We start from the raw sequence: 21,052 nt of genomic DNA, 5'->3' as shown, positions 1-21,052 counted from the left end.
GCAGCCCTGACCGTTCACCAGAACGGCAGACCTACGTAGGAGGACATCAATGCGAGGAACTGCTCGCTCGGTGGTCATGGTTGCCGGTGTCTCCGCTGTCACGCTGCTTGCTGCAGCCTGCGGCGGCGGTTCCGGTTCCACGTCCACCAGTTCCAGCGCCGCCGCCAAGACCGGTGGTGCTGTCACGGTCCACGGGTGCAACCCCCAGAACCCGCTCATCCCCGGTAACACGAACGAGACCTGTGGCGGCAACGTCATCGACGCCGTCACGGCCAAGCTCGTGCACTACAACGCCGAGACGGGCGCCCCCGAGAACGACATCGCCGACAAGATCGAGACGACCGACAACCAGAACTTCACGGTCACCCTGAAGCACGGCTACAAGTTCCAGGACGGCACCGAGGTCAAGGCGAAGAACTTCGTCGACGCGTGGAACTGGGTCTCCTACGGTCCCAACGCCCAGCAGAACAGCTACTTCTTCCAGCCCATCGACGGCTTCAACGACACGCAGTGCGCTGACCCTGCGTGCAAGACCAAGCCGAAGACGGACAAGATGTCCGGCCTCGCGGTGAAGGACGACTACACCTTCACGATCAAGACGAGCGAGAAGGTCTCGAACCTTCCGGTGCGCCTCGGCTACACCGCGTTCGCGCCGCTGCCCGACTCGTTCTTCAAGGACCCGAAGGCGTTCGGTGAGCACCCGGTCGGTGCTGGCCCGTTCCAGTTCGTCTCGTGGACCAAGAACACCGAGATCAAGCTCGCCAAGTTCAAGGACTACTCGGGCAAGTGGGCTGCCAAGCTCGACAACGTCACGTTCAAGATCTACCAGGACGAGGACGCCGCCTACAACGACGTCATCGCCAACCAGCTCGACGTGACCGACTCGGTTCCCACGAGCGCGATGATCGACGACAAGTACAAGACCGACCTGCCTGACCGCAACGCGCAGAAGTCCGTTGGTGTCATCCAGACGATCACCTTCGCGCCGACCAGTGTCGACCCGAACTACGCCAACCCGAAGATCCGCCAGGCGATCTCCATGGCGATCGACCGCAAGACGATCGTCAAGCAGATCTTCAACAACACCCGTGTTCCCGCCACCGGCTGGGTCTCCCCGGTCGTCGACGGCTACAAGGCGAACCAGTGTGGCGAGTTCTGCGTCTACGACCCGGCCAAGGCCAAGGCCCTGCTCGACGAGGCCGGCGGCTTCAAGGGCTCGCGCATGACGCTGGCCTACAACGCCGACTCCTCGCACAAGGCGTGGACCGAGGCAACCTGCAACTCCATCAAGAACGCCCTGGGCGTGGACTGTGTCGCGACCCCCGTGGTCGACTTCGCCACCTTCCGCAGCCAGATCACGTCTCACAAGATGAAGGGCATGTTCCGCACCGGCTGGCAGATGGACTACCCGTCGATCGAGGACTTCCTGGCCCCGCTGTACAAGACCAAGGCGTCGTCCAACGACGGCGAGTACAGCAACCCGGAGTTCGACAAGCTGATCGACGACGCCGCGGCCGCGACCGACCCGGCTCAGGCCAACGCCAAGTACCAGCAGGCTGAGGCGATCCTCGCGACCGACATGCCGGTCATCCCGATGTGGTACTCCACCGCCACCTTCGGCTGGTCGACCAAGGTCACCAACGTGAAGATCACCGCTTTCGGCACCATCGACCTCGCGAGCCTCTCGCTCAAGTAAGGTCACCCGGACCCGTCCGCCCCTGGGCGAGCGGCTCCTACAGCGTCGTCGGCCTGCCGGCCTCACAGCCGGCAGGCCGACGGCCTGTTTGCGCGTCTCCCTCACGGCGACCACGGTGGCGATCCCACCGCGTCGCACGCTCCACTCATCCAAACGACTATGTTGTGGGAAGTATCGGCGAGCATCGTTCGCCACCGGCTTCCCCAGCCACGCCACCGGGACCCACCCCCACCCGAGGGCGTCAACCCAGAGGAGGTGACGTGTACAAGTACGTAATTCGGCGACTGCTTCAGATGATCCCCGTGCTGCTTGGCGCCACGTTCATTATCTTTGCCATGGTCTTCGCCCTGCCCGGTGACCCCACGGCCGGGATGTGCGGCGAGCGGCCCTGCTCCCCAGGCTTCGTGGCCCAGTTCCGGGCCGAGCACAACCTCAACGACCCCCTCCCGACGCGGTACGCCAAGTACATGGCCAACCTCGCCCAGGGTGACCTCGGCACCACGTTCCGTGGCGAGCAGGTCTCCGACGAGCTGGCCCAGCGCTACCCGACGACGGCGAAGCTCGCGCTCATGGCGATCGTCTTCGAGGCCCTGATCGGCGTTCTCGCCGGCGTCTTCGCGGGCATCCGCAAGGGCAAGTTCATCGACAACCTGGTGCTGGTCAGCACCCTGTTCGTCATCGCGATCCCGGTGTTCGTCATCGGCGAGACGATGCAGTACTACCTCGGCGTGAAGTGGAGCCTCTTCCCCGTCACGGTCTCGCCGGACGCCACCTTCTACGAGCTGCTCATGCCGGCCTTCGTCCTCGGCAGCTCCTCGATCGCGTATGCCGCGCGGCTCACCCGGACCAACCTGGTCGAGAACCTGCGCGCCGACTACATCCGCACCGCGATCGCCAAGGGCCTGACCCGGCGTCGGGCCATCGGGCTGCACGCGCTGCGCAACTCGCTCATCCCGGTCATCACCTTCGTCGGCGCCGACTTCGGCAGCCTCCTCGGTGGTGCCATCGTGACGGAGCGCATCTTCAACATCCAGGGCGTCGGCGGTTACCTCTACACGGGCATCCACAACCGTGACGGCGTCTCCGTCGTCGGCACCGTGACGATCCTGGTGCTGGTGTTCCTGCTCGTTAACCTGCTCGTCGACCTGTTGTACGGCGTGCTCGACCCGAGGATCAGCCATGACTGAGGCATCGTCGACCCTTGTCGTCTCGGCAGAGTCCGGGACCCCCGGAAGTGACGAGGCCGCCCGGTCCCTGACGTCCGACGCCTGGCGGTCCCTGAAGAAGAACCCGATCTTCTGGGTGTCGGTCACGCTGATCCTGCTGTTCGTCCTCATGGCGGCCTGGCCCGAGCTGTTCACCAACCGCGACCCCAACAACGCCCTGCTCGCGGATGCCCGTCAGACGCCGAACGCCCACGCGTGGTTCGGCCGCGACATCCAGGGCTACGACATCTACTCCCGCACGATCTACGGTGCGCGGGCGTCGATCCTCGTGGGTGTCTTCGCGACGGTGGTGACGACCCTCATCGGCGGCATCATGGGTGTCCTTGCCGGCTACTACGGCGGCTGGCTGGACTCCCTGATCTCGCGCATCACGGACGTGTTCTTCGCGATCCCGTTGCTGCTGGGCGGCATCCTCTTCATGGCGACGTTCCCCAACAACCCGGACAGCCCCTACCTCGTGGTCGTCGGCAAGGTCGTGCTCGTGCTCGCGACCTTCGGCTGGACGAGCATCGCCCGGTTGATGCGCTCGAGCGTGCTGCAGGTGAAGCCCAACGACTACGTCCAGGCGGCGCGCGCCCTCGGCGCGACTCCGTGGCGGATCATCCGGTCCCACGTGCTGCCGAACGCGGTCGCCCCGGTCATCGTCGTCTCGACGATCAACCTCGGTGTCTTCATCGCGGTCGAGGCGACCCTGAGCTTCCTCGGTATCGGTCTGACGCCCCCCGCGGTGTCGTGGGGTGTCGCGATCTCCGACGCCCTCGTGGCGCTGCGGACCACCCCGCACATCCTGCTGTTCCCCAGCCTCTTCCTGAGCCTGGCGGTTCTGGCCTTCATCATGCTCGGCGACGCGGTGCGCGATGCCTTCGACCCCAAGTCGCGCTGAGGCAGGAGACCCCACACATGACGACCACTGCATCCAGGTCCGCAAAGGCCACCCCCGAGTCGCAGTACCAACCCCAGGACGGCCTGCTGCTCGAGGTGGACAACCTCCACGTCGAGTTCCACACCCCCGAGGGCGTCGCCAAGGCGATCAACGGCGTGAACTTCAACCTCTACCAGGGTGAGACGCTGGCGATCCTCGGCGAGTCCGGGTCGGGCAAGTCGGTGACCGCCCAGGCGATCATGGGCATCCTCGACATGCCGCCGGCGGTCATCCCTGAGGGCCAGATCCGCTACTGCGGCAAGGACCTCTTGACCATGCCCGACGAGCCACGGCGCAAGACCCGTGGCCCGGAGATCTCGATGGTCTTCCAGGACGCGCTCTCCTCGCTCAACCCGGTGTTCCCGGTGGGCTGGCAGATCGCCGAGATGTACCGGGTCCACCGCGGTATGAACAAGTCCGATGCCCTCGAGGGCGCGGTCAAGCTCATGCAGCGGGTGCAGATCCCGGCGGCCAAGGAACGCGTCAAGGCCTACCCCCACCAGTTCTCCGGTGGCATGCGCCAGCGCATCATGATCGCGATGGCCATCGCGCTCGACCCGGCGGTGCTCATCGCCGACGAGCCGACCACCGCGCTCGACGTCACCGTGCAGGCGCAGATCATGGCGCTGCTGCAGGAGCTGCAGGAGGAGCGCCAGATGGGGCTCATCCTGATCACCCACGACCTCGGCGTGGTCGCTGACGTCGCCGACAAGATCGCGGTGATGTATGCCGGCCGGATCGTCGAGCGCGCCGACGTGTTCGACCTCTACCGCAAGCCCGCGCACCCGTACACCAAGGGCCTCCTCGAGTCGATCCCTCGCCTCGACCAGAAGGGCCAGCAGCTCGCCGCGATCGGCGGTCTGCCGCCGAACCTCATGCGGATTCCGTCCGGTTGCGCCTTCAACCCGCGCTGCAAGTTCGTCCAGGACATCTGCCGTACGGATCGTCCGCCGCTGCGCGAGGTCGCGCCCGGTCGCGAGTCCGCCTGCCACTTTGCCGAGGAGGTCCTCAATGGCTGAGGCCATTCTGACCGCGACCGATCTGGTCAAGTACTACCCGATCAAGGGTGGTGTGCTGCGCCGCACGGTCGGCAACGTCAAGGCCGTCGACGGCGTGAGCTTCGAGCTCCTCAAGGGTGAGACGCTCGGGATCGTCGGCGAGTCCGGCTGTGGCAAGTCGACCCTGGGCCGGCTGCTCATGCGGCTCGAGGAACCGACCTCCGGCACCTTGATCTTCGACGGTGTCGACATGTACGCCCAGAAGGGGCGTGCCATGCGGCGGCTGAGGCGCGACATCCAGATCGTGTTCCAGGACCCGTACACCTCGCTCAACCCGCGCAAGACGGTGGGCGACATCGTGGGCGAGCCGTTCGACATCCACCCTGACGTCGTGCCGAAGAAGGGGCGCCGCCGCGCGGTGCAGGACCTGCTGGACCTCGTCGGGCTCAACCCCGAGCACATCAACCGCTACCCCCACCAGTTCTCCGGTGGCCAGCGGCAGCGCATCGGCATCGCCCGAGGCATCGCGCTCAACCCCAAGGTGCTGATCTGCGACGAGCCGGTCTCGGCGCTCGACGTGTCGGTGCAGGCGCAGGTCGTCAACCTCATGGAGAAGCTCCAGGACGAGCTCGGCCTGTCGTACATCTTCATCGCGCACGACCTGTCCGTGGTGCGGCACATCTCCGACCGGGTCGGGGTCATGTACCTCGGCAAGATGGCCGAGCTGGGCGAGGAGGACGAGATCTATGGTCGTCCGACCCACCCCTACACCCAGGCGCTTCTGTCGGCGGTGCCCGTGCCCGACCCGACGCTGCGTGACAAGCGCGAGCAGATCGTCCTCAAGGGCGACGTGCCCTCGCCGGCCAACCCGCCGTCAGGGTGTCGGTTCCACACCCGGTGCTGGAAGGCACAGGACAAGTGCACGACCGACATCCCGCTGCTCGAGTTGCGTCCGGACGGCATGGGCGGTCACCTGTCGGCCTGTCACTTCGCGCAGCCGCGTGAGGTCATCGAGACGGTGGACCTGACCGACCAGCCGCTCGACGCCTGAGCCTGGTGCGTCGACGACCCGTTCGACGCCAGCTGTCCTGACGGTGCCGCCCTCCTGCCCAGGAGGGCGGCACCGCCGGTGTCAGTCCGTTTCGCCGGATCGCGCCTGGAGCAGCCTGCGCAGGGACTCGAGTCTCGAGGGTCCGGCGGGCCCCGCCTGGCCCGAGGCCACCCAGGCGTCCAACGCGCACTCCTCTTCGTCGTGGCTGCATCCGCGGGGGCACAGCGCGGTGCCGGGCTCGAGGTCGGGGAAGTGGACGATGATGCGCTCGAGGTTGACGTGCGCCAGCCCGAACGAGCGCACCCCCGGGGTGTCGATGACCCAGCCGTCGCCGCCCGGTAGGCGCAAGGCCACAGCAGAGGACGAGGTATGCCGCCCCCGGCCGGTGACGGCGTTGACGATGCCGATCGCGCGGCGGGCGTCGGGCACCAGTCCGTTGACGAGGGTGGACTTGCCGACGCCCGAGTGGCCGACGAAGACGCTGACCCGGCCGTGGAGGCGCTCGTGCAGCGCTTCGAGGCCCTCGAAGTCCTGGCTGGCGCTGGAGGTCACCACGTGGGGTACGTCCAGGGGCGCGTAGTTGGCGAGGAACGGGCCGGGATCCTGCAGGTCGGCCTTGGTGAGCACGAGCAACGGCGTCAGGCCGGCGTCGTAGGCGGCCACGAGGCAGCGGTCGATGAGGCGCGGTCGTGGCTCGGGGTTGGCCAGGGCTGAGACGATGACGAGCTGGTCGGCATTGGCCACGATGACCCGCTCGACCGGGTCGGTGTCGTCGGCGGAACGGCGCAGCACCGAGCGCCTCGGGTGCACACGCACGACGCGGGCCAGCCCGTCGGGGTTGCCGGACGTGTCTCCGACCAGCCCGACCTCGTCGCCGACGACGATGCCCTTGCGCCCGAGCTCGCGCGCCTTCATTGCCAGGACCACGCGCTCGGGCAGGCCCTTGCCGCCGACCCCGGCCGCCATGAGCACGGTGTACCTGCCCCGGTCGACGGCCGTCACCATGCCGGGCACGGCGTCCTCGTGGGTCGGGCGGTCCTTCGACCGCGGGCGTGAGCCGCGACGGCTCGGCCGGATGCGGACGTCGCTCTCGTCGTAGTCCGAGGTGCGCCGGTTCATGCGCTCGCTGAGTCGCGATCGGCGACGAGCAGCTGCTCCCACAGGGGCACGAAGTCAGGCAGCGTCTTGGCGACGGTGCCCACGTCCTCGACGACCAGGCCCGGGACCCGCAAACCGAGGACCGCGCCGGCCATCACCATGCGGTGGTCGGCATACGTGTGGAAGCGGCCGCCGGACAGCCGCGCCGGGGCGATGCGCAGTCCGTCCTCGGTCTCGCGCACGGAGCCCCCCAGCGCGGTGAGCTCGCGGGCCAGGGCGGCCAGGCGGTCGGTCTCGTGACCCCGGATGTGGGCGACCCCACGGATCTCCGAGGGGGAGTCGGCGAGCGCGGCGAGCGCGGCCACGACCGGGGTCAGCTCGCTCGCGTCGTGCAGGTCGACGTCGATGCCCGACACGTCGCCGGCCCCCGACACGGTGAGCCCGTCGCGGGTGAGGGTGACGTCGGCGCCCATCGCGTCGAGGATGTCCCTGATGGCGTCACCGGCCTGCGTGGTGTGCTGCGGCCAACCCGGCACGGTCACCCGGCCGCCGCTCACGAGGCCAGCAGCCAGGAAGGGCGCGGCGTTCGAGAGATCCGGCTCGACCTGGACGTCGAGGCCGCCGAGCTCGGACGGCTCGATGCGCCAGAGGTCGGGCTCACTGTCGTCGACGATCGCCCCGGCGTCGCGCAGCGTCTCGATGGTCATGTCGATGTGCGGCTCGGACGGCACGGGCGCGCCCTGGTGGTGGATCGTCACACCGTCGTCGTAGCGCGCCCCCGCGAGCAGCAGCGCCGAGACGAACTGGGACGACGACGAGGCGTCGAGGGTGACCGAGCCGCCCGGCATACCGCCCTTGCCGTGCACGGCGAACGGGAGGGCGCCGCGGCCGCCGTCGTCGACGCGGGCACCAAGCGTGCGCAGCGACTCCAGGACCGGACCCATCGGCCGCACGCGAGCCTGGGCATCGCCGTCGAACTCCACCACGCCGTCGCAGAGGGCGGCGATGGGCGGCAGGAACCGCATCACCGTGCCGGCCAGTCCACAGTCGATCCGGGTGCCGCCACGCAGGGTCGCCGGGGTGACGATCCAGTCGGCCCCACCGAGCACGTCCGAGGTGGCGTCGTCGATCCCGGCGCCGAGCTGGCGCAGCGCCTGCGCCATGAGGAGCGTGTCACGCGAGCGCAGTGGCCGGCGCAGGCGTGAGGTGCTGCTGGCCAGGGCGGCCAGGACGAGGTAGCGGTTGGTGAGCGACTTGCTGCCCGGCAGGACGGCGTCAGCGTGGACCGGGCCGCGGGCGAACGGGGCCGCCCAGTCGCCGTCATGGGGTCGGGGTGGCGCGGGGTCAGGTGAGGGCATCGTGCGCCTGGGTCGCGGCAAGCTTGGCCTCGCGGCGGGCTGCGTGCGCGGCCAGCTTGGCCTCGCGCCGGGTGCGGCGCGCGGTGCGCTTGGCGGCGTGACCGGCCATGCCAGCGCGGTAGGCGAGCCCGGGCCTGCCCTCGGTGTCGACGGCAGCGAGCAGCAGGCCGCCCAGCAACCCGAGGTTCTTGAGGAAGGAGATGCGCTGCATGCGCTTGGTCGCCGGGTCGCTCTCTGCCCAGAACGCGTGGCCCACGTAGGTGGTCGGCACGAGCGCCCCGGCCAGCGCCCAGGCGGCGGTGCGCGGCATACGCCCCGTGGCGAGCAGTGCGCCACCACCGACCATCGTCGCGCCGTTGGCGCGCACGAGCAGCTCGGGGTCGTCGGGCACACCGAGCGGCGCGAGCTGGGCGGCGAGAGGGGCGACCTTGCCGGACAGGGCGGACGGGTGGCGCAGCTGCTCGAGTCCCTGGACGACGAAGATCGCAGCCAGCATCGGTCGGGCCACGCGGCGGACGAGGGTCATGGTCACACTCCTGGTGATCTCGGAGGATGCGCGTCGGTCCGTCCTACCGTATGGCCTGCGCACGGTCGTTGCGTACTTGGTCCACTGACGTCCTCGCCGCGCACGTAGTCTGGCCGGCATGTGCGGCCGTTATGCAGCCACTGCCAGCCCCGGCGAGCTGGTCGAGGAGTTCGAGGTCGAGGAGGACCGGACCTCCGAGCCGGCGCGCAGCATCCTCAAGAACCCGCAGTCGCCGCCGCCCGGCACCCCGGACTTCAACCTCGCCCCCAGCAAGCAGGCCCCTGTCGTGCTCGCCCGCGTCCCGCGTGAGCTGCGGGAGGAGTATGCCGCGGAGCCGGCCTCGCCGGTCCGTCAGCTGCGCCTGCTCACCTGGGGTCTGGTGCCGAGCTGGTCGAAGGACGTCACGATCGGCACCCGGATGATCAACGCGCGCGCAGAGTCGGTGCTGGAGAAGGGCGCGTTCGCCAAGGCCGCGCTCGCCCGGCGGTGCCTCGTGCCGGCGGCGGGCTGGTACGAGTGGCAGAAGTCGCCGGTCGCCAAGGACGCCAAGGGCAACCCGCGCAAGCAGCCGTTCTTCATGCACCGGACCGACGGCCAGGAGGTGGCGTTCGCGGGGCTCTACGAGTTCTGGCGGGACCGGGCGATCGCCGACTCGGACGACCCCGAGGCGTGGCTGACGACCTTCACCATCATCACGACCGAGGCGGAGCCCGGTCTCGACCGCATCCACGACCGGCAGCCGCTGGTCCTCGAGCGCGACGACTGGTCCACCTGGCTCGACCCGACGATGAGCGATCCGGGCGAGGTGGCCAGGTTGCTCGCCTTCGCGGCGCCCGGGCGCTTCGAGGCCCACCCCGTGGGCAGGGCGGTGTCGTCGAACCGCAGCAACGGCCCGCAGCTCATCGAGCCGGTGGGCGAGGACGAGCTCGACGGGGTGGTCGACCCGATGACCGGCGAGATCATCGGCGGTGGGTCGTGACGACCCCACGCGTCGTCGAGATCGACACGCCGCAGGGGCCGGGGCGGGCGACGATCCACCGCCCGCGGGGCGCTCGGGCGACGCTCGTGCTCGGCCACGGGGCAGGTGGTCGCGACTGGACCGGGGACGTCCTCGCCGTCACCGAGGCGATGAGCGCGCAGGGGTGGGCGGTCGCCCTCGTCGACCAGCCGTGGCGCCTGGCCGGACGCCGGGTCGCCAGCCGTCCCGCGGCGCTGGACGAGGCGTGGCTGCCGATCGTGTCGGCGCTGCGCTCGGGGCGCGGTGCCCTGCCCGGACCGCTGGTGCTGGGCGGCCGCAGCGCGGGGGCACGGGTGGCCTGCCGGACCGCTGAGCAGCTCGGCGCGGATGCCGTGCTGTGCCTGGCCTTTCCGCTGCACCTGCCGGGCCGGCCCGAGGCGTCGCGCGCGCCCGAGCTGCTGCGTCCCATCGAGGCGGGCCTGCCGGTGTGCGTCATCCAGGGGGCTCGGGACCCGTTCGGGACACCGGACGAGGTCCGCGCCACGGTGCCCGACCCGGCATCCGTCGTCGGGGTGAAGGGCACCCACAGCTTCGGGCGAGCTCCTGCCGACGTGGTGGCCGCGGCGGTGGCGTTCCTCACCGCGGTGTCCCCACCGGTTCCGACGCCCTGAGGCGAGCGGCCGGTGGTCAGCCGCCGACAGCGGCCCGACCGGCGCCGCCCCCGAACTGGCCGCCACCGCCACCGAACTGACCACCACCGAACTGACCACCGCCGAACTGACCACCGCCGAACTGGCCGGTCCCGCCGAACCGGTTCTGGGTCGCGGAGGACGTGGGCAGCGGCTGGGTCGCGTCCGCGAGCAGGACCTGCTGGCCCGCAGACAGGCCCTTGGTGACCTGGGTCCGGGTGGCGCCCACGAGGCCCAGGGACACGCGGGTCCGGGTCGTCGTGACGCCGCTGACGACGCTCACCACGCCGGCGCCGGGCCCCGTCACTGTGATGGCGGAGTTCGGCACGGTCACGACGCGGTCGACGCTGCCCACGATGATGCTGGCCGAGGCCCGGGCCCCACTCGCGAGCGTGGGGGTGGCGTCGCCCACCAGCACCTCGACGGGGTAGGTCGGGGCGGCACTGGAACTTGCCTGCGCCGCGGTCGACGCGCTGGGGAGCAGGCCGACCTGCTCGACGGTTCCCTCCACGGACTGGGTCGCGCCCGGCGGGGTGACGAGCACCCGCTGTCCCACGACCACCGTGGCGATCGATGCTGCCGGGACGGCGACCGTGACCTGGGCCGCGGTACCCGAGACGATCGTGATGCCACCCGCACTCGACGCCCCTCCGACTGCGAGGCCGACTGCGGCGACCGTGCCGGGGAGCGGCGCGACGAGAGTCGCGCTCGCCCGGTCAGCCTGAGCCTGCGTGAGCTTCGCCTGGGCCTGGGCGAGGGCCGCCTGGTCGGACGCGACCCGGCTCGCCGAGCTGCCGCTGGTGCTCGCCTGCGACCGCGTGCCAGACCCTGTTCCCGAGGCGGAGCCGGTGCCCGCCCCAGAACCCGCACCCGAGCGCGAGGTCGAGCCGGAGCTCTTGGTGGACGCGCCCGACCCCGATCGCGTCCCGGTCCCGGCGCGAGCGGTGGTGCTGCCGGCGCCCGCTCCGCTCGTGCCCCGCTGGCCGCCGGCGCCGGAGGTCGTGGTGCCGGGGGCCCGTTGGGCAACGGCCTCAACCGCCTTCTCCCACAGCGAGATCGCGTCAGAGACGCGGGTCTGTGCCGAGGTGACCGACGCCTGTGCCGCGGACAGCGCCGACTGGGTGGTCTGCGCGGTGTGCAGCGCCGTCGCGCAGACGGCAAGGGATGCCGGGTCAGGCGTGCCGGACCCCGGTGCGGGTGAGGTGGTCGACGCGGTGGGGGTCGAGGTCGACGTGCTCGTCTCCGTCGGGGTCGAGTTCGTGCCCACCCCCGCCAGCGCGGGGCCACAGGCGGTATCGGCCGACGTGAGGGCTGCCTGCGCCGTCGTCTGCGCCTGGTCGGACGCTGTGCTGGCCGCCGCAAGGGCCTGCTGCGCCTGGGTCACGGCCCGGAACGCGGCGCTCGCGCTGGGTGTCGCGGTCGCGCGGGCGACCGTCACCGCGAGGGCGGCCGGGGTGGCCGAGAAGACGGCGGACACGGCGGAGACCGCCGAGCTGCCCGTCAAGGATGCGCCGGTGGTGGACGCGCTGGAGGCCGAGGCGGTTGAGCTGGCCGAGCCGGTGCTGCCGCTCTCGTCGGCCGCGAGGTTCGCCTGGGCCCTGGCGACCTCGGCCCGGGCTTGCACGACCGCGTCATCGAGGTCGGGGGTGGCCAGCTGCGCCAGGGTCTGGCCGCTCTTCACGGTCTGGCCCACCGCCACCGCGACCGACGAGACCGTGCCGGACACGGCGAACCTGGCCGTCTTCTGGTCGACCCGCTGGACCGTTCCGGTGAGGTTGACGGTCTGCTCGACGCTGCCGAGGGCCACCGCGGCGGTGCGGTACCCGCTCGTCGGGTCGCCCGCGGCATACGACCTGGCCATCCACACGCCGCCGACGACGAGGGCCGCGGCGACGCCAGCGGAACCGAGGCGGACCGCGCGAGTCACTCGGACCTCAGCCATTGGTGGTTCCCGTCGTGTTGCCAGCCGGGCCGCCGAAACCGCGACCGCCGACGCCCGCGCAGGCGCCGTTCACGGCCGGGCGGACGGTGACCGAGGTGGCGCTGATCGCGCCGGTGTCGTCAGCCTTGCCGAGGGCGACCACGCAGGTACCCACCGCTGCCGCCTTCGCCGTGGCGGCGATGGTCTTCGTGTAGGTCGTAGCGCTCGTCGTGGTGACCTGGACGGTGCGCACCGCCGGCGGCGTGGCCGTGGCGGTCGCCGCCGACCGCCGGGCAGTGGTGGCGTCGACGGTGAAAGAGGTGCCGCTGACGGACTTCACGATGCCGAACGCCCCGCCGAAGCCGCCGAACCCCCGCGCCCCGCCGGGGCGTCCCGTGCCGGTCGGCTGACCCGAGGGGGAGCCGCTCGGCCGGGCCCGGCCCCCACGGGCGGCGCCGGCGTCACAGGTTCCGGCGACGCTCGGGCTGATGGCCACGCTGACGGCCTGGACGGTCGGGGGCTGGGGCGTCGCGCCGGTGTTCGAGCTGCGCACCATGACGCACGAGCCGACCCGCACGTCCGAGAGCTTTGCGGGGACCTGTGACGTGAACCGGGTGCTCGCCGTCCAGGTGACGGCGGTCTGCGTGCCACCGCCCTGCACCTGCAAGGTTGTGCCGTCCACGGCTGCGACGAGCCCGGACGCACCCGGGAAGACGCCACCACCGAAGCGACCCCCACCTTGGCCGGTCGTGGCGCTCGGGGCGCTGGTCGTGGCGCCCGAAGCTCCCGCGGAGCCGCCGCCGCACGCCGCCAACAGGAGGGCAGCGGCACCCACGATCGCGAGGGACAACGGTGTGCGGTGAGCGGTTGTCATGGGGTGCTCCTGAAGGTGGTTGGGAGCGCAGGTCATTCGCTGCGCAGGGCGTCGATGGGGGCGAGCCGGGCCGCTCGCGTTGCGGGGTACACGCCAGCGCCGATCCCGATGGCGAGCGAGACCGCGAGCGCCCCGGCGGCCACGTACGGCTCGATGGACACGGGCTGGTTGAGGAAGTGGGGGAGGATGCGCGCGCCGGCGTACCCGAGCGCCAGGCCGAGCACGCCGCCGGCGAGGCCCAGCGCACTGGCCTCCGCGAGGAACTGGCGTCGCACGGCCCGCGGGGTCGCGCCCAGTGCCTTGCGCAGGCCGATCTCGCGGATCCGCTCGGTGACCGACACCAACATGATGTTCATGACGCCGATTCCGCCCACCAGCAACGAGATCGCGGCGATCCCGGCGAGCAGGATCGTCAACGTCCGGTCGGTGGAGGTGGCCGTCTGGACGAGCGACTCCTGGCTGCTGATCGAGAAGTCGGCGTTGGCGGTGGTCACGCCGTGCGCGGTCAGCAGCGCAGCGTGGGCCTCCTGGTATGCCGCGGAGAGACCGTCCTGCGAGCTCGCCTTGAGGTAGAGGGTGTTGACCGATGCCGCGTTGCCCGAGGTGCTCAGCCGTACGGCATACGTCGTCCCGGGCACGACCACCGTGTCGTCCTCGTCGACGGTGGTCGTCGAGCCGATCGAGGCGAGCACCCCGATCACCGAGAACGACGATCCCTCGATGGTGATCGACTGACCGACCGGGCTGCGTCGCCCGAACAGCTCCGATGCCGTCGTGGTGCCGATCACGGCGACCTGCGCCGCCTGGTTCTCCTCGGCGGCCGAGAAGAACCGGCCGTCGGTCACCGAGCGCGACCGGACGGAGAGCCAGTCCGGCGTGGTCCCGACGACCTGGGTGGTCCAGTTGGTCGTGCCGGCCACGACCGACTGTGAGGAGCTGCTCACCGCTGCGACGCCGGCGATGTCGGGCGCCACGCCGTGGTCGGCGAGCATCGCCGCGTCACGGGTCGTCAGGGTCGAGGCCGAGCCCCGGCCGCCGCGTAGTCCGCCGCTGGTCGTCGTGCTGCCGGGGGAGACGATGAGCAGGTTCGAGCCGAGCTTGCCGATCTGGTCGCGGACCGCGTTCTGGGCGCCCTGCCCCAGGCCGACGGTGAGCATGACGGCGGCGATGCCGATGAGGATGCCCAAGGTGGTGAGGATCGAGCGCAGCCGCCGGGCCGAGATGGCCTCGAGGGCGGTGCGCAGCGTCTCCGCGAGGCTCATGCCCGGGCCCCCGCCGGCGTGAGGTCGTCGAGCAGGCCGTCACGGATCCGTACGGTGCGCCCGGCGCGATGCGCCACGTCGGGCTCGTGGGTGATGAGCAGGATGGTCCGGCCCGCGCCATTGAGCTCGTCGAGCAACCGCAGGATGTCCTCGGTCGAGGTCGAGTCGAGGTTGCCGGTTGGCTCGTCGGCGAGCAGCAGGGCGGGGTCGGTCACCAGGGCACGGGCGATGGCGACCCGCTGCTGCTGACCACCGGAGAGCTCACCGGGGCGATGGTCGACCCGGTCGCCCAGCCCGACGCGCTCGAGGGCGGCGACCGCACGCGCACGGCGGACGGGCGCGGGCACTCCGGAGTAGCACAGGGGGAGGGCCACGTTGCGCCAGGCGGTGAGCGTCGGCAGCAGGTTGAACTGCTGGAACACGAAGCCGATTCGTGCGTTGCGGATCTCGGCCAGCTCGGCCTCGTCGAGGTCGCTGACGTCCTGTCCCGCGAGCTCGTAGCGACCGTGGGTCGGCACGTCGAGGCACCCGAGGATGTGCATGAGGGTCGACTTGCCGGATCCGGAGGGACCCATGATCGCGACGTAGTCGCCGGTCTGCACGGTCAGGCTCACGCCGCGCAGGGCCTCGACCTCGAGGCTTCCGGTGGCGTAGGTCTTGCGGACGTCGGTGAGGCGGAGGATGACGGGGCGGGCTGGCATGGTCATGGCGTCGCCGCGCCCGACGGCGCTGCGCCGCCTTGACCGCCACCGCCGCCGAACCCACCGCCACCGCCGCCGAACCCACCGCCACCGCCGCCGAACCCGCCGCCGAACCCGCCGGTGCGCTGCCGCCCCGTGCCACCGGTGGTCCCCTGGGGGAGTCGGATCTGCCGAACCAGGACCTGGGCGCCGTCCGACAGCCCCGTGGTGATCTGGGTGACGCCCCCGAAAACGGTTCCCAGCACCACGGGGGTCCTCGTCTGGATGCCGTTCTTCACGACGGTGACGTAGGGGCCGTTGGCGTCGGAGCTCACGGCCGCGCTGGGCACCGTGAGGACGTTGGTGAGCTGCTTGACGACGATGGCCGCGGTAACCGTCGCGCCGGCATACAGGCCCGCGGGTGACCCGGTGACGGTGACGACGACGGGGAAGGTCGCGGTGCCCGAGCTGCCGGCCGAGGCCATCACGCCCACCGAGCTGACCGTGCCGAAGATCTGCTGCGAGCTGCCATCGACGCTGATCTGGACCTGCAGGCCCTTGCGCACCTGAGCCAGGTCGGCGGCGGCGACGCTCGCGTCGACGACCCAGGCGTTGGTGGAGATCACCGTGAACTGGGCGCTGCTGGACGAGCTCGCGCCCGACGACCCCGAGCCGCCGGACCCCGAGCCGCCCGAACCCGAGCCACCCGAACCCGAGCCACCCGAACCCGAGCCACCCGACCCCGTCGACCCGGACCCCGTCGAGCCCGACCCGACGATGTCGCCGACACCGACTCCCACGGCCGCGACGACCCCGGAGATGGGCGAGGTGAGGGTCGCGGCGGCCAGCTGCTGCTGGGCCCGGGACAGGGTGCTCTGCGCTGCGGCGAGCTGCGCCTGCGCCGAGGCCGCCGCCGCGGCCGTGCTCGATCCGGCGTTCACCTGGTCCTGGGCGGCGGTCACTCCGGCTTGAGCGGTGTCGACGGCCGACTGCAGGGCGTCGTTGCGCAGGGTCGCGAGGGTGGCGCCTTTGGTGACCTTGTCGCCGACCGCGACCGGCACGGCGGTGACCGTGCCCGAGACCGCGAAGGACAGGTCCGCGCGCCTGGCTGGGGCCAGCGTCCCGGACGCCGACACGGTCTGCCGGATGGTGCCGGTCGTGGCGGTCGTCGTGATCGAGGTGGTGGTCGCGGCGCTCGTGGTGGGGCGCGCGAGCGCCCAGCCACCCGCCGCAGCCGCGACCACCGCGGCGGCTACTGCCGCCACCGCCCACGTCTTCGTGCCTCTGGGGCGCGTACCCACGGTGTGCTCCCGTCTTCGTCGCTGTCGGGACAGAGAGTGCTCCCGTTCGCTGGGCACGACGTGCATGGACCCTGTGCTGAGCCTGTGAAGAGCTGGAGGGAATGACCGGCAGGTCGGTCTGGTTGAAGACTGACGAGACCACCGAGAGGAGCCCCGTTCCGTGCCAGTTCTCACCGCACCGTCGGTGCCCCGCCTCGGGCTAGGCTGGAGGGCAATGACTGACACCCCCGCACCCCACGCCACCGACTCCACCGTCGATGTGGCCACCGAGTCCCGCGAGGACCGCCAAGCGCGGTTCGAGCGCGAGGCGATGCCCCTTCTGGACCAGCTCTACTCCGCGGCGCTGCGCACCACGCGCAACCCCGCTGACGCCGAGGACCTCGTCCAGGAGACCTACGCCAAGGCCTATGCCGCGTTCCACCAGTACCGGCCGGGCACGAACTTCAAGGCGTGGATGTATCGCATCCTCACCAACACCTACATCAACACCTATCGCAAGCGGCAACGTGAGCCCCAGCAGTCGGACGCCTCGGAGATCGAGGACTACCAGCTGGCGCGCGCCGAGTCACACACGTCGTCAGGCCTGCGCTCGGCCGAGACCGAGGCGTTGGACCACCTGCCTGACACCGAGGTCAAGCGTGCGCTCCAGGCGCTCCCCGACGACTTCCGGATGGCGGTCTACCTCGCCGACGTCGAAGGATTTGCCTACAAGGAGATCGCGGAGATCATGGACACTCCCATCGGCACCGTGATGTCGCGGCTGCACCGTGGCCGGCGCCAGCTGCGCGAGCTCCTGACCGAGTATGCCGCCGAGCGCGGCTTTGCCACCCAGGGGGCGGACTCATGACCTGCGCCAGCGGTCCCACCGACGCCAGCTCCGACTGCTCTGAGGTCCTTCACCGGGTCTATGAGTACCTCGACGGCGAGATGACGCCGGACGACACCACGAAGATCAAGCAGCACCTCGACGAGTGTGGCCCCTGCCTGAAGGAGTACGACCTGGACCAGGCGCTCAAGGCGCTGGTGAAGCGGTCGTGCGCCTGCGAAGAGGCGCCGTTCGAGCTGCGCACCCAGATCATGGCCCGGATCACGACGATCCAGGTCACGCTGAACGACTGAGCGCCACGACACAGGGCGTCCACACGACACAGGGGCGCGGATCCGGTCATCGACCGGGTCCGCGCCCCTGTGTTCGTCGTGTTCAGGGTGCGTCGTGCGCGTGCTCAGGCGTTGGGCTTGCGGCCGTGGTTGGCCGCGTTGCCCTTGCGCGAGCGGCGCTTGCGGGCGCGCTTGCTCATGGGTGTCACTCCGTCAGTGGTGAGGTGGCGCTCGTGCGCGCCCGGTCCGTCGGACATTGTCGCACAGCCCAGGCCCGGGACGAGAAACGGCAGAGAGGTCACCCCTAGACCTTCAAGTTTTGGTCAAGAACGATGCGGAAACTCACGAATCGGCCAGATCTACCGGCATCATTGACTTTGCTGCCGAGTGGCGCCCCTGACCATTCGGAGCTCATAGATGACCTGCTGTGCTGCCGCCGCGGCCAACCGGTCAGAAGGAGACCTGCCATGAAGGCGATCACCCCCAACGTCGAGTCCATGCTTCTCGAGAACGCCCCCATCTCTACCCCCGCTGAGGCGCTGTCCGCCGGCCCGCGCACCACGAGCTGGGGCTGGGGTAACTGAGCCGCCCTCCAGCTCGGTGCTCGTGACGTCTAGATTTGCGTTGTGAGCCCCGAAGCCGAGGGATCAGGTCGCTTCGAGTCGTGGGCGACGGTGGTCACCGTTGCCGTCGTCTTCTCGAGTTCCTTGGCGCTGCTGGCTGTCAGCTGGGTCTGGGCTGGGCCACCGCGTGACTGGTTGGCCCTGGGCATCCTCGCGGTGCTCGGGATCGCCAGCTGGACCCTGCGCGAGACCAGCGTCGGCCAGCGCGTCCAGATCTCGTTCACCAGCATCGTCATGCTGGCTGCCGCGGTGCTGGTCGGCCCGGTCGGTGCTGGCATCGTCGGCATCGTGTCGACGCTGGTCGCGCTTGGGCCTGACAAGCCGATCGTGCGGGTGTTCAACATCGGCATGTTCGGCTGGATGGCTACGGTCAGCGCGGTCGTGTACCGCCTCGCCGGGGGCCCTCCCCACGCTGATGGCGTGGCGGGCGCCGCCCAGCTGTTGCTCCGGGTCGGCCTGCCGCTGATCCTGGCGGACGTGGCGCAGTGCCTCACGAACGCGGTCGCGCTGTCCTTGGTCATGCGCGTCGCCAACGGCGTGCCCGTGCGGATGCACGCCTGGAAGCTGCTCAGCACGATGGGGCCTGCCTATATCGGCTACGGCGTCATCGGGTTCCTCTACGTCGTGCTGTGGGTTCCGGCCCGGGTCGGGTGGTTCAGCTCAGTCCTCGTGCTGGCGCCGTTGTTCGTGGCCCGGTGGGCCTTCGTCCAGTACGGCGAGGAGTTCCGCGCCCACGAGCGCACACTTCGTGCCCTGGTCGCCGCGGTCGAGACCAAGGACCCCCACAACGCAGGGCACAGCGACCGGGTGGCCAAGTTGTCCGAGTGGTTGGCCGAGGCGATCGGGCTCGGGCACAAGGAGATCCAGGAGATCCGGACGTCCGGCATGCTCCACGACATCGGCAAGGTGGGGGTGCCCACTCGGTTGCTGCGTCCCCGCCGCGACCTGAACGACGAGGAGCTCGCCGTCATCGCCGACCATGCCCACGGTGGGGTCGACCTCGTCCGAGGCATCGACTTCCTGGAGGGCTCCGTCGACGGCATCGCTCACCACCACGAGCGCTGGGACGGCCACGGTTACCCCGACGGGCTCGCCGGCCAGGCCATCCCGCTGGTGGCCCGGATCGTCGCGGTCGCCGACACCTTCGACGCCCTGACGACCACTCGGGCGTACCGACCCGCGTTCACCGTGGAGCAGGCCCACGCCGAGGTGGAACGTCGGGCCGGCACCCAGTTCGACCCCCAGATCGTCGAGGCCCTGGGCCGCGTCCTGGCCCGCCATGACTGGACGACGACCGACCGGTCGCCCGAGCTGTTGGCGTCTGCCGGAGTGGCCCTGGACCACGACGAGCCCGAGGTCTCGGACCTCTTCGCAGCCCGGGCCGACCTGCGGGCCAGCCTGCACAGCGCCGCTCCCCGGCAGGTCGTGCCGGCGAGGGGCTCGGCATGAGGGCGCTGCGGCGGCTTTCCGTCGACCTGCGGCTGCCGGTGGCGGCGCTTGCGGTTCTCATCGCCCTGGCTTCGGTCTGGTACGTCCGCGACGATCTCCCGCAGATCGACGGGACCACCTGGTTCCACCTCTCCCTGTTCATGGTGACGATCGCCCTCGGTGAGACCGCTCGGCTCACCGTCCTCACCAGCCGCGAGACGGCCCCGATGTCGACTGCTGCCGCGCTCGGGCTCTCGCTGTCGGCGTTGCCGATGCCGGTCGGCACCGAGATCGGCGCCGCGGCCGTGATCGTCACCATCTGCGCCGGCATGCTCGTCGGCACGACCTTGCTCCGGATCGCCGGAGCCCCCGTCGGCTGGGCGGACACGGCCGCCCGGGTCGTCGGTGCCGCAGTGGCGCCGGTGGTCTACCGCGAGATCGTCTTCCGGGGCCAGACCCTGATGGTGTGGCAGTCCCAGTGGGACCAGCGTCGCTGGCTCGTCGGCATCCTCATGGTCCTCGTGGGGGCGGTGACGATGGTGGTCACCCTCACCCTCGAGGCGGCGGTCCGCGCTGGCCGTGACCACGCCCCGGTTCTGCCGGCGGTGGCTGACGAGCTGCGGTCGACGGCCGGCCTCGCCTCGGCGCTGGTCACCTCCGGAGCCCTGATCGCGCTGGCAGAGTTCGCCATCGGGATCGCCGCCTTGCCGCTGTTCCTCTTCCCCCTGGTGCTGACGTACTTCGCGGTCCGCCGGTTCGCGAACATCCGCACGACGTACCGCCAGACGATCGGAGCCCTCTCGTCGCTGACCGAGCGCGCCGGGTACACCGGGGTCGACCACGCCGAGCGCGTGACGCGCACGAGCATTGCGGTCGGACGTGACCTCGGCATGGGGCAGCGTGACCTGACCGACCTGGAGTATGCCGCGCTGCTGCACGACCTCGGCCAGGTCGCCCTGCGCGAGCCCATCCCGCACGGCGCCACGGTGATGGCCGCTCCCGCTGACCAGCAGCGCATCGCCCACGACGGCGCCGAGATCGTCCGCAGCACCGGCGTGCTCGACACGGTGGCAGCGATCATGGAGGCCCAGACGACCCCCTACCGTCAGGTGCGCGAGTTCGGCCAGGATCTGCCCATGGCGAGCCGCATCATCAAGGTCGCCAACGCCTACGACGACATGTCCGGCCCTCATGGCGAGAACGATGAGCGCGCCATGGAGCGGATCCACCTGGGCCTCGGCTACGAGTACGACCCGCAGGTCGTGGACGCCTTGACCCGGGTGCTGCAGCGGCGCCGTCGGGCCACGCCCCCCACCGTGTTCTGAGCGCGCGGCATACGACGG

General features: G+C 70.5%; 20 protein-coding genes. 11 read left to right on the top strand and 9 right to left on the bottom strand.

Translation table 11 applies throughout. The features are described from left to right. Positions 1 to 49: 49 nt before the first annotated feature. The 5 genes from GKE56_RS08905 to GKE56_RS08885 all read left to right on the top strand — a co-directional run bounded on the left by GKE56_RS08905 (position 50) and on the right by GKE56_RS08885 (position 5,893). Positions 50 to 1,696, top strand: a complete 1,647-nt coding sequence (locus GKE56_RS08905) for an ABC transporter substrate-binding protein (RefSeq protein ID WP_154684245.1) — start codon at positions 50 to 52, stop codon at positions 1,694 to 1,696. Positions 1,697 to 1,956: 260 nt separating this feature from the next. Beyond that, on the top strand, positions 1,957 to 2,883 hold the full coding sequence (locus GKE56_RS08900) for an ABC transporter permease (RefSeq protein WP_154684244.1): 927 nt from the start codon (positions 1,957 to 1,959) through the stop codon (positions 2,881 to 2,883). After that, positions 2,876 to 3,805, top strand: a complete 930-nt coding sequence (locus GKE56_RS08895) for an ABC transporter permease (protein WP_154684243.1) — start codon at positions 2,876 to 2,878, stop codon at positions 3,803 to 3,805. Before GKE56_RS08900 ends, GKE56_RS08895 begins: the two co-directional genes overlap by 8 nt. A 17-nt stretch (positions 3,806 to 3,822) precedes the next feature. Beyond that, positions 3,823 to 4,863 (top strand): ABC transporter ATP-binding protein, encoded by a 1,041-nt coding sequence (locus tag GKE56_RS08890; protein WP_154684242.1) that lies wholly within the window; start codon positions 3,823 to 3,825, stop codon positions 4,861 to 4,863. Then, on the top strand, positions 4,856 to 5,893 hold the full coding sequence (locus tag GKE56_RS08885) for an ABC transporter ATP-binding protein (protein WP_154684241.1): 1,038 nt from the start codon (positions 4,856 to 4,858) through the stop codon (positions 5,891 to 5,893). The genes GKE56_RS08890 and GKE56_RS08885 overlap by 8 nt, the downstream gene beginning before the upstream one ends. A gap of 81 nt (positions 5,894 to 5,974) precedes the next feature. Here GKE56_RS08885 and rsgA read toward each other — a convergent pair whose 3' ends face one another. Genes rsgA through GKE56_RS08870 form a run of 3 tightly spaced genes read right to left on the bottom strand, consistent with a single transcriptional unit; the run spans position 5,975 to position 8,875 of the window. Then, complete coding sequence (gene rsgA / locus GKE56_RS08880) at positions 5,975 to 7,012, bottom strand: ribosome small subunit-dependent GTPase A (RefSeq protein ID WP_154684240.1); 1,038 nt, start codon at positions 7,010 to 7,012, stop codon at positions 5,975 to 5,977. Beyond that, positions 7,009 to 8,349 carry a 3-phosphoshikimate 1-carboxyvinyltransferase gene (aroA, locus tag GKE56_RS08875; RefSeq protein WP_154684239.1) on the bottom strand — a complete coding sequence of 447 codons (1,341 nt, stop codon included), beginning with the start codon at positions 8,347 to 8,349 and terminating at the stop codon, positions 7,009 to 7,011. The genes rsgA and aroA overlap by 4 nt, the downstream gene beginning before the upstream one ends. Next, complete coding sequence (locus GKE56_RS08870) at positions 8,336 to 8,875, bottom strand: DoxX family protein (RefSeq protein ID WP_195908063.1); 540 nt, start codon at positions 8,873 to 8,875, stop codon at positions 8,336 to 8,338. Before GKE56_RS08870 ends, aroA begins: the two co-directional genes overlap by 14 nt. 118 nt (positions 8,876 to 8,993) lie before the next feature. On the opposite strand from GKE56_RS08870, the gene GKE56_RS08865 reads away from it, so the two are divergent. Further along, on the top strand, positions 8,994 to 9,854 hold the full coding sequence (locus tag GKE56_RS08865) for an SOS response-associated peptidase (RefSeq protein WP_154684238.1): 861 nt from the start codon (positions 8,994 to 8,996) through the stop codon (positions 9,852 to 9,854). Further along, positions 9,851 to 10,504 carry an alpha/beta family hydrolase gene (locus tag GKE56_RS08860; protein WP_154684237.1) on the top strand — a complete coding sequence of 218 codons (654 nt, stop codon included), beginning with the start codon at positions 9,851 to 9,853 and terminating at the stop codon, positions 10,502 to 10,504. Before GKE56_RS08865 ends, GKE56_RS08860 begins: the two co-directional genes overlap by 4 nt. Positions 10,505 to 10,520: 16 nt before the next feature. Here the strand turns inward: GKE56_RS08860 and GKE56_RS08855 are convergent, their stop codons facing one another. Genes GKE56_RS08855 through GKE56_RS16885 form a run of 5 tightly spaced genes read right to left on the bottom strand, consistent with a single transcriptional unit; the run spans position 10,521 to position 16,524 of the window. Continuing rightward, positions 10,521 to 12,464 carry a biotin/lipoyl-binding protein gene (locus GKE56_RS08855; protein ID WP_154684236.1) on the bottom strand — a complete coding sequence of 648 codons (1,944 nt, stop codon included), beginning with the start codon at positions 12,462 to 12,464 and terminating at the stop codon, positions 10,521 to 10,523. Further along, on the bottom strand, positions 12,457 to 13,317 hold the full coding sequence (locus GKE56_RS08850; protein WP_154684235.1) for a hypothetical protein: 861 nt from the start codon (positions 13,315 to 13,317) through the stop codon (positions 12,457 to 12,459). The genes GKE56_RS08855 and GKE56_RS08850 overlap by 8 nt, the downstream gene beginning before the upstream one ends. Before the next feature lie 32 nt (positions 13,318 to 13,349). Next, positions 13,350 to 14,579: an ABC transporter permease gene (locus tag GKE56_RS08845; protein ID WP_154684234.1), complete on the bottom strand. Its 1,230-nt coding sequence runs from the start codon at positions 14,577 to 14,579 to the stop codon at positions 13,350 to 13,352. Then, positions 14,576 to 15,280: an ABC transporter ATP-binding protein gene (locus tag GKE56_RS08840; protein ID WP_154684233.1), complete on the bottom strand. Its 705-nt coding sequence runs from the start codon at positions 15,278 to 15,280 to the stop codon at positions 14,576 to 14,578. Before GKE56_RS08840 ends, GKE56_RS08845 begins: the two co-directional genes overlap by 4 nt. Positions 15,281 to 15,282: 2 nt before the next feature. Further along, positions 15,283 to 16,524 carry an efflux RND transporter periplasmic adaptor subunit gene (locus tag GKE56_RS16885; RefSeq protein ID WP_195908062.1) on the bottom strand — a complete coding sequence of 414 codons (1,242 nt, stop codon included), beginning with the start codon at positions 16,522 to 16,524 and terminating at the stop codon, positions 15,283 to 15,285. A 250-nt stretch (positions 16,525 to 16,774) separates the two neighbouring features. Between GKE56_RS16885 and GKE56_RS08820 the strand changes: the two genes are divergently transcribed. Continuing rightward, positions 16,775 to 17,407 (top strand): sigma-70 family RNA polymerase sigma factor, encoded by a 633-nt coding sequence (locus tag GKE56_RS08820; RefSeq protein ID WP_195908061.1) that lies wholly within the window; start codon positions 16,775 to 16,777, stop codon positions 17,405 to 17,407. Next, entirely contained in the window at positions 17,404 to 17,679 is a 276-nt protein-coding gene (rsrA, locus tag GKE56_RS08815) for a mycothiol system anti-sigma-R factor (protein ID WP_154684231.1), read from the top strand. Before GKE56_RS08820 ends, rsrA begins: the two co-directional genes overlap by 4 nt. Before the next feature lie 104 nt (positions 17,680 to 17,783). Here the strand turns inward: rsrA and GKE56_RS18230 are convergent, their stop codons facing one another. Further along, entirely contained in the window at positions 17,784 to 17,858 is a 75-nt protein-coding gene (locus tag GKE56_RS18230) for a 50S ribosomal protein bL37 (RefSeq protein WP_369791897.1), read from the bottom strand. 426 nt (positions 17,859 to 18,284) lie between these two features. Between GKE56_RS18230 and GKE56_RS08805 the strand changes: the two genes are divergently transcribed. Next, positions 18,285 to 19,730 carry an HD-GYP domain-containing protein gene (locus GKE56_RS08805; RefSeq protein ID WP_154684229.1) on the top strand — a complete coding sequence of 482 codons (1,446 nt, stop codon included), beginning with the start codon at positions 18,285 to 18,287 and terminating at the stop codon, positions 19,728 to 19,730. Beyond that, complete coding sequence (locus GKE56_RS08800; protein ID WP_154684228.1) at positions 19,727 to 21,034, top strand: HD-GYP domain-containing protein; 1,308 nt, start codon at positions 19,727 to 19,729, stop codon at positions 21,032 to 21,034. Before GKE56_RS08805 ends, GKE56_RS08800 begins: the two co-directional genes overlap by 4 nt. The last annotated feature ends 18 nt before the right edge of the window (positions 21,035 to 21,052 follow it).

It is taken from the genome of Nostocoides sp. HKS02, from assembly GCF_009707485.1.
Lineage (GTDB): Bacteria > Actinomycetota > Actinomycetes > Actinomycetales > Dermatophilaceae > Pedococcus.
The sequence above is the reverse complement of the archived record's forward strand: the minus strand, read 5'-3'. Positions and strand labels throughout refer to the sequence as shown.

Excerpts from the sequence above, each read along its gene's own strand:
- GKE56_RS08905 (WP_154684245.1), top strand. The coding sequence starts at position 50 with ATGCGAGGAACTGCTCGCTCGGTGGTCATGGTTGCCGGTGTCTCCGCT.
- GKE56_RS08895 (WP_154684243.1), top strand. The coding sequence starts at position 2,876 with ATGACTGAGGCATCGTCGACCCTTGTCGTCTCGGCAGAGTCCGGGACC.
- GKE56_RS08890 (WP_154684242.1), top strand. The coding sequence starts at position 3,823 with ATGACGACCACTGCATCCAGGTCCGCAAAGGCCACCCCCGAGTCGCAG.
- GKE56_RS08885 (WP_154684241.1), top strand. The coding sequence starts at position 4,856 with ATGGCTGAGGCCATTCTGACCGCGACCGATCTGGTCAAGTACTACCCG.
- rsgA (WP_154684240.1), bottom strand. The coding sequence starts at position 7,012 with ATGAACCGGCGCACCTCGGACTACGACGAGAGCGACGTCCGCATCCGG.
- aroA (WP_154684239.1), bottom strand. The coding sequence starts at position 8,349 with ATGCCCTCACCTGACCCCGCGCCACCCCGACCCCATGACGGCGACTGG.
- GKE56_RS08870 (WP_195908063.1), bottom strand. The coding sequence starts at position 8,875 with ATGACCCTCGTCCGCCGCGTGGCCCGACCGATGCTGGCTGCGATCTTC.
- GKE56_RS08865 (WP_154684238.1), top strand. The coding sequence starts at position 8,994 with ATGTGCGGCCGTTATGCAGCCACTGCCAGCCCCGGCGAGCTGGTCGAG.
- GKE56_RS08855 (WP_154684236.1), bottom strand. The coding sequence starts at position 12,464 with ATGGCTGAGGTCCGAGTGACTCGCGCGGTCCGCCTCGGTTCCGCTGGC.
- GKE56_RS08850 (WP_154684235.1), bottom strand. The coding sequence starts at position 13,317 with ATGACAACCGCTCACCGCACACCGTTGTCCCTCGCGATCGTGGGTGCC.
- GKE56_RS08845 (WP_154684234.1), bottom strand. The coding sequence starts at position 14,579 with ATGAGCCTCGCGGAGACGCTGCGCACCGCCCTCGAGGCCATCTCGGCC.
- GKE56_RS08840 (WP_154684233.1), bottom strand. The coding sequence starts at position 15,280 with ATGCCAGCCCGCCCCGTCATCCTCCGCCTCACCGACGTCCGCAAGACC.
- GKE56_RS08820 (WP_195908061.1), top strand. The coding sequence starts at position 16,775 with ATGACTGACACCCCCGCACCCCACGCCACCGACTCCACCGTCGATGTG.
- rsrA (WP_154684231.1), top strand. The coding sequence starts at position 17,404 with ATGACCTGCGCCAGCGGTCCCACCGACGCCAGCTCCGACTGCTCTGAG.
- GKE56_RS08800 (WP_154684228.1), top strand. The coding sequence starts at position 19,727 with ATGAGGGCGCTGCGGCGGCTTTCCGTCGACCTGCGGCTGCCGGTGGCG.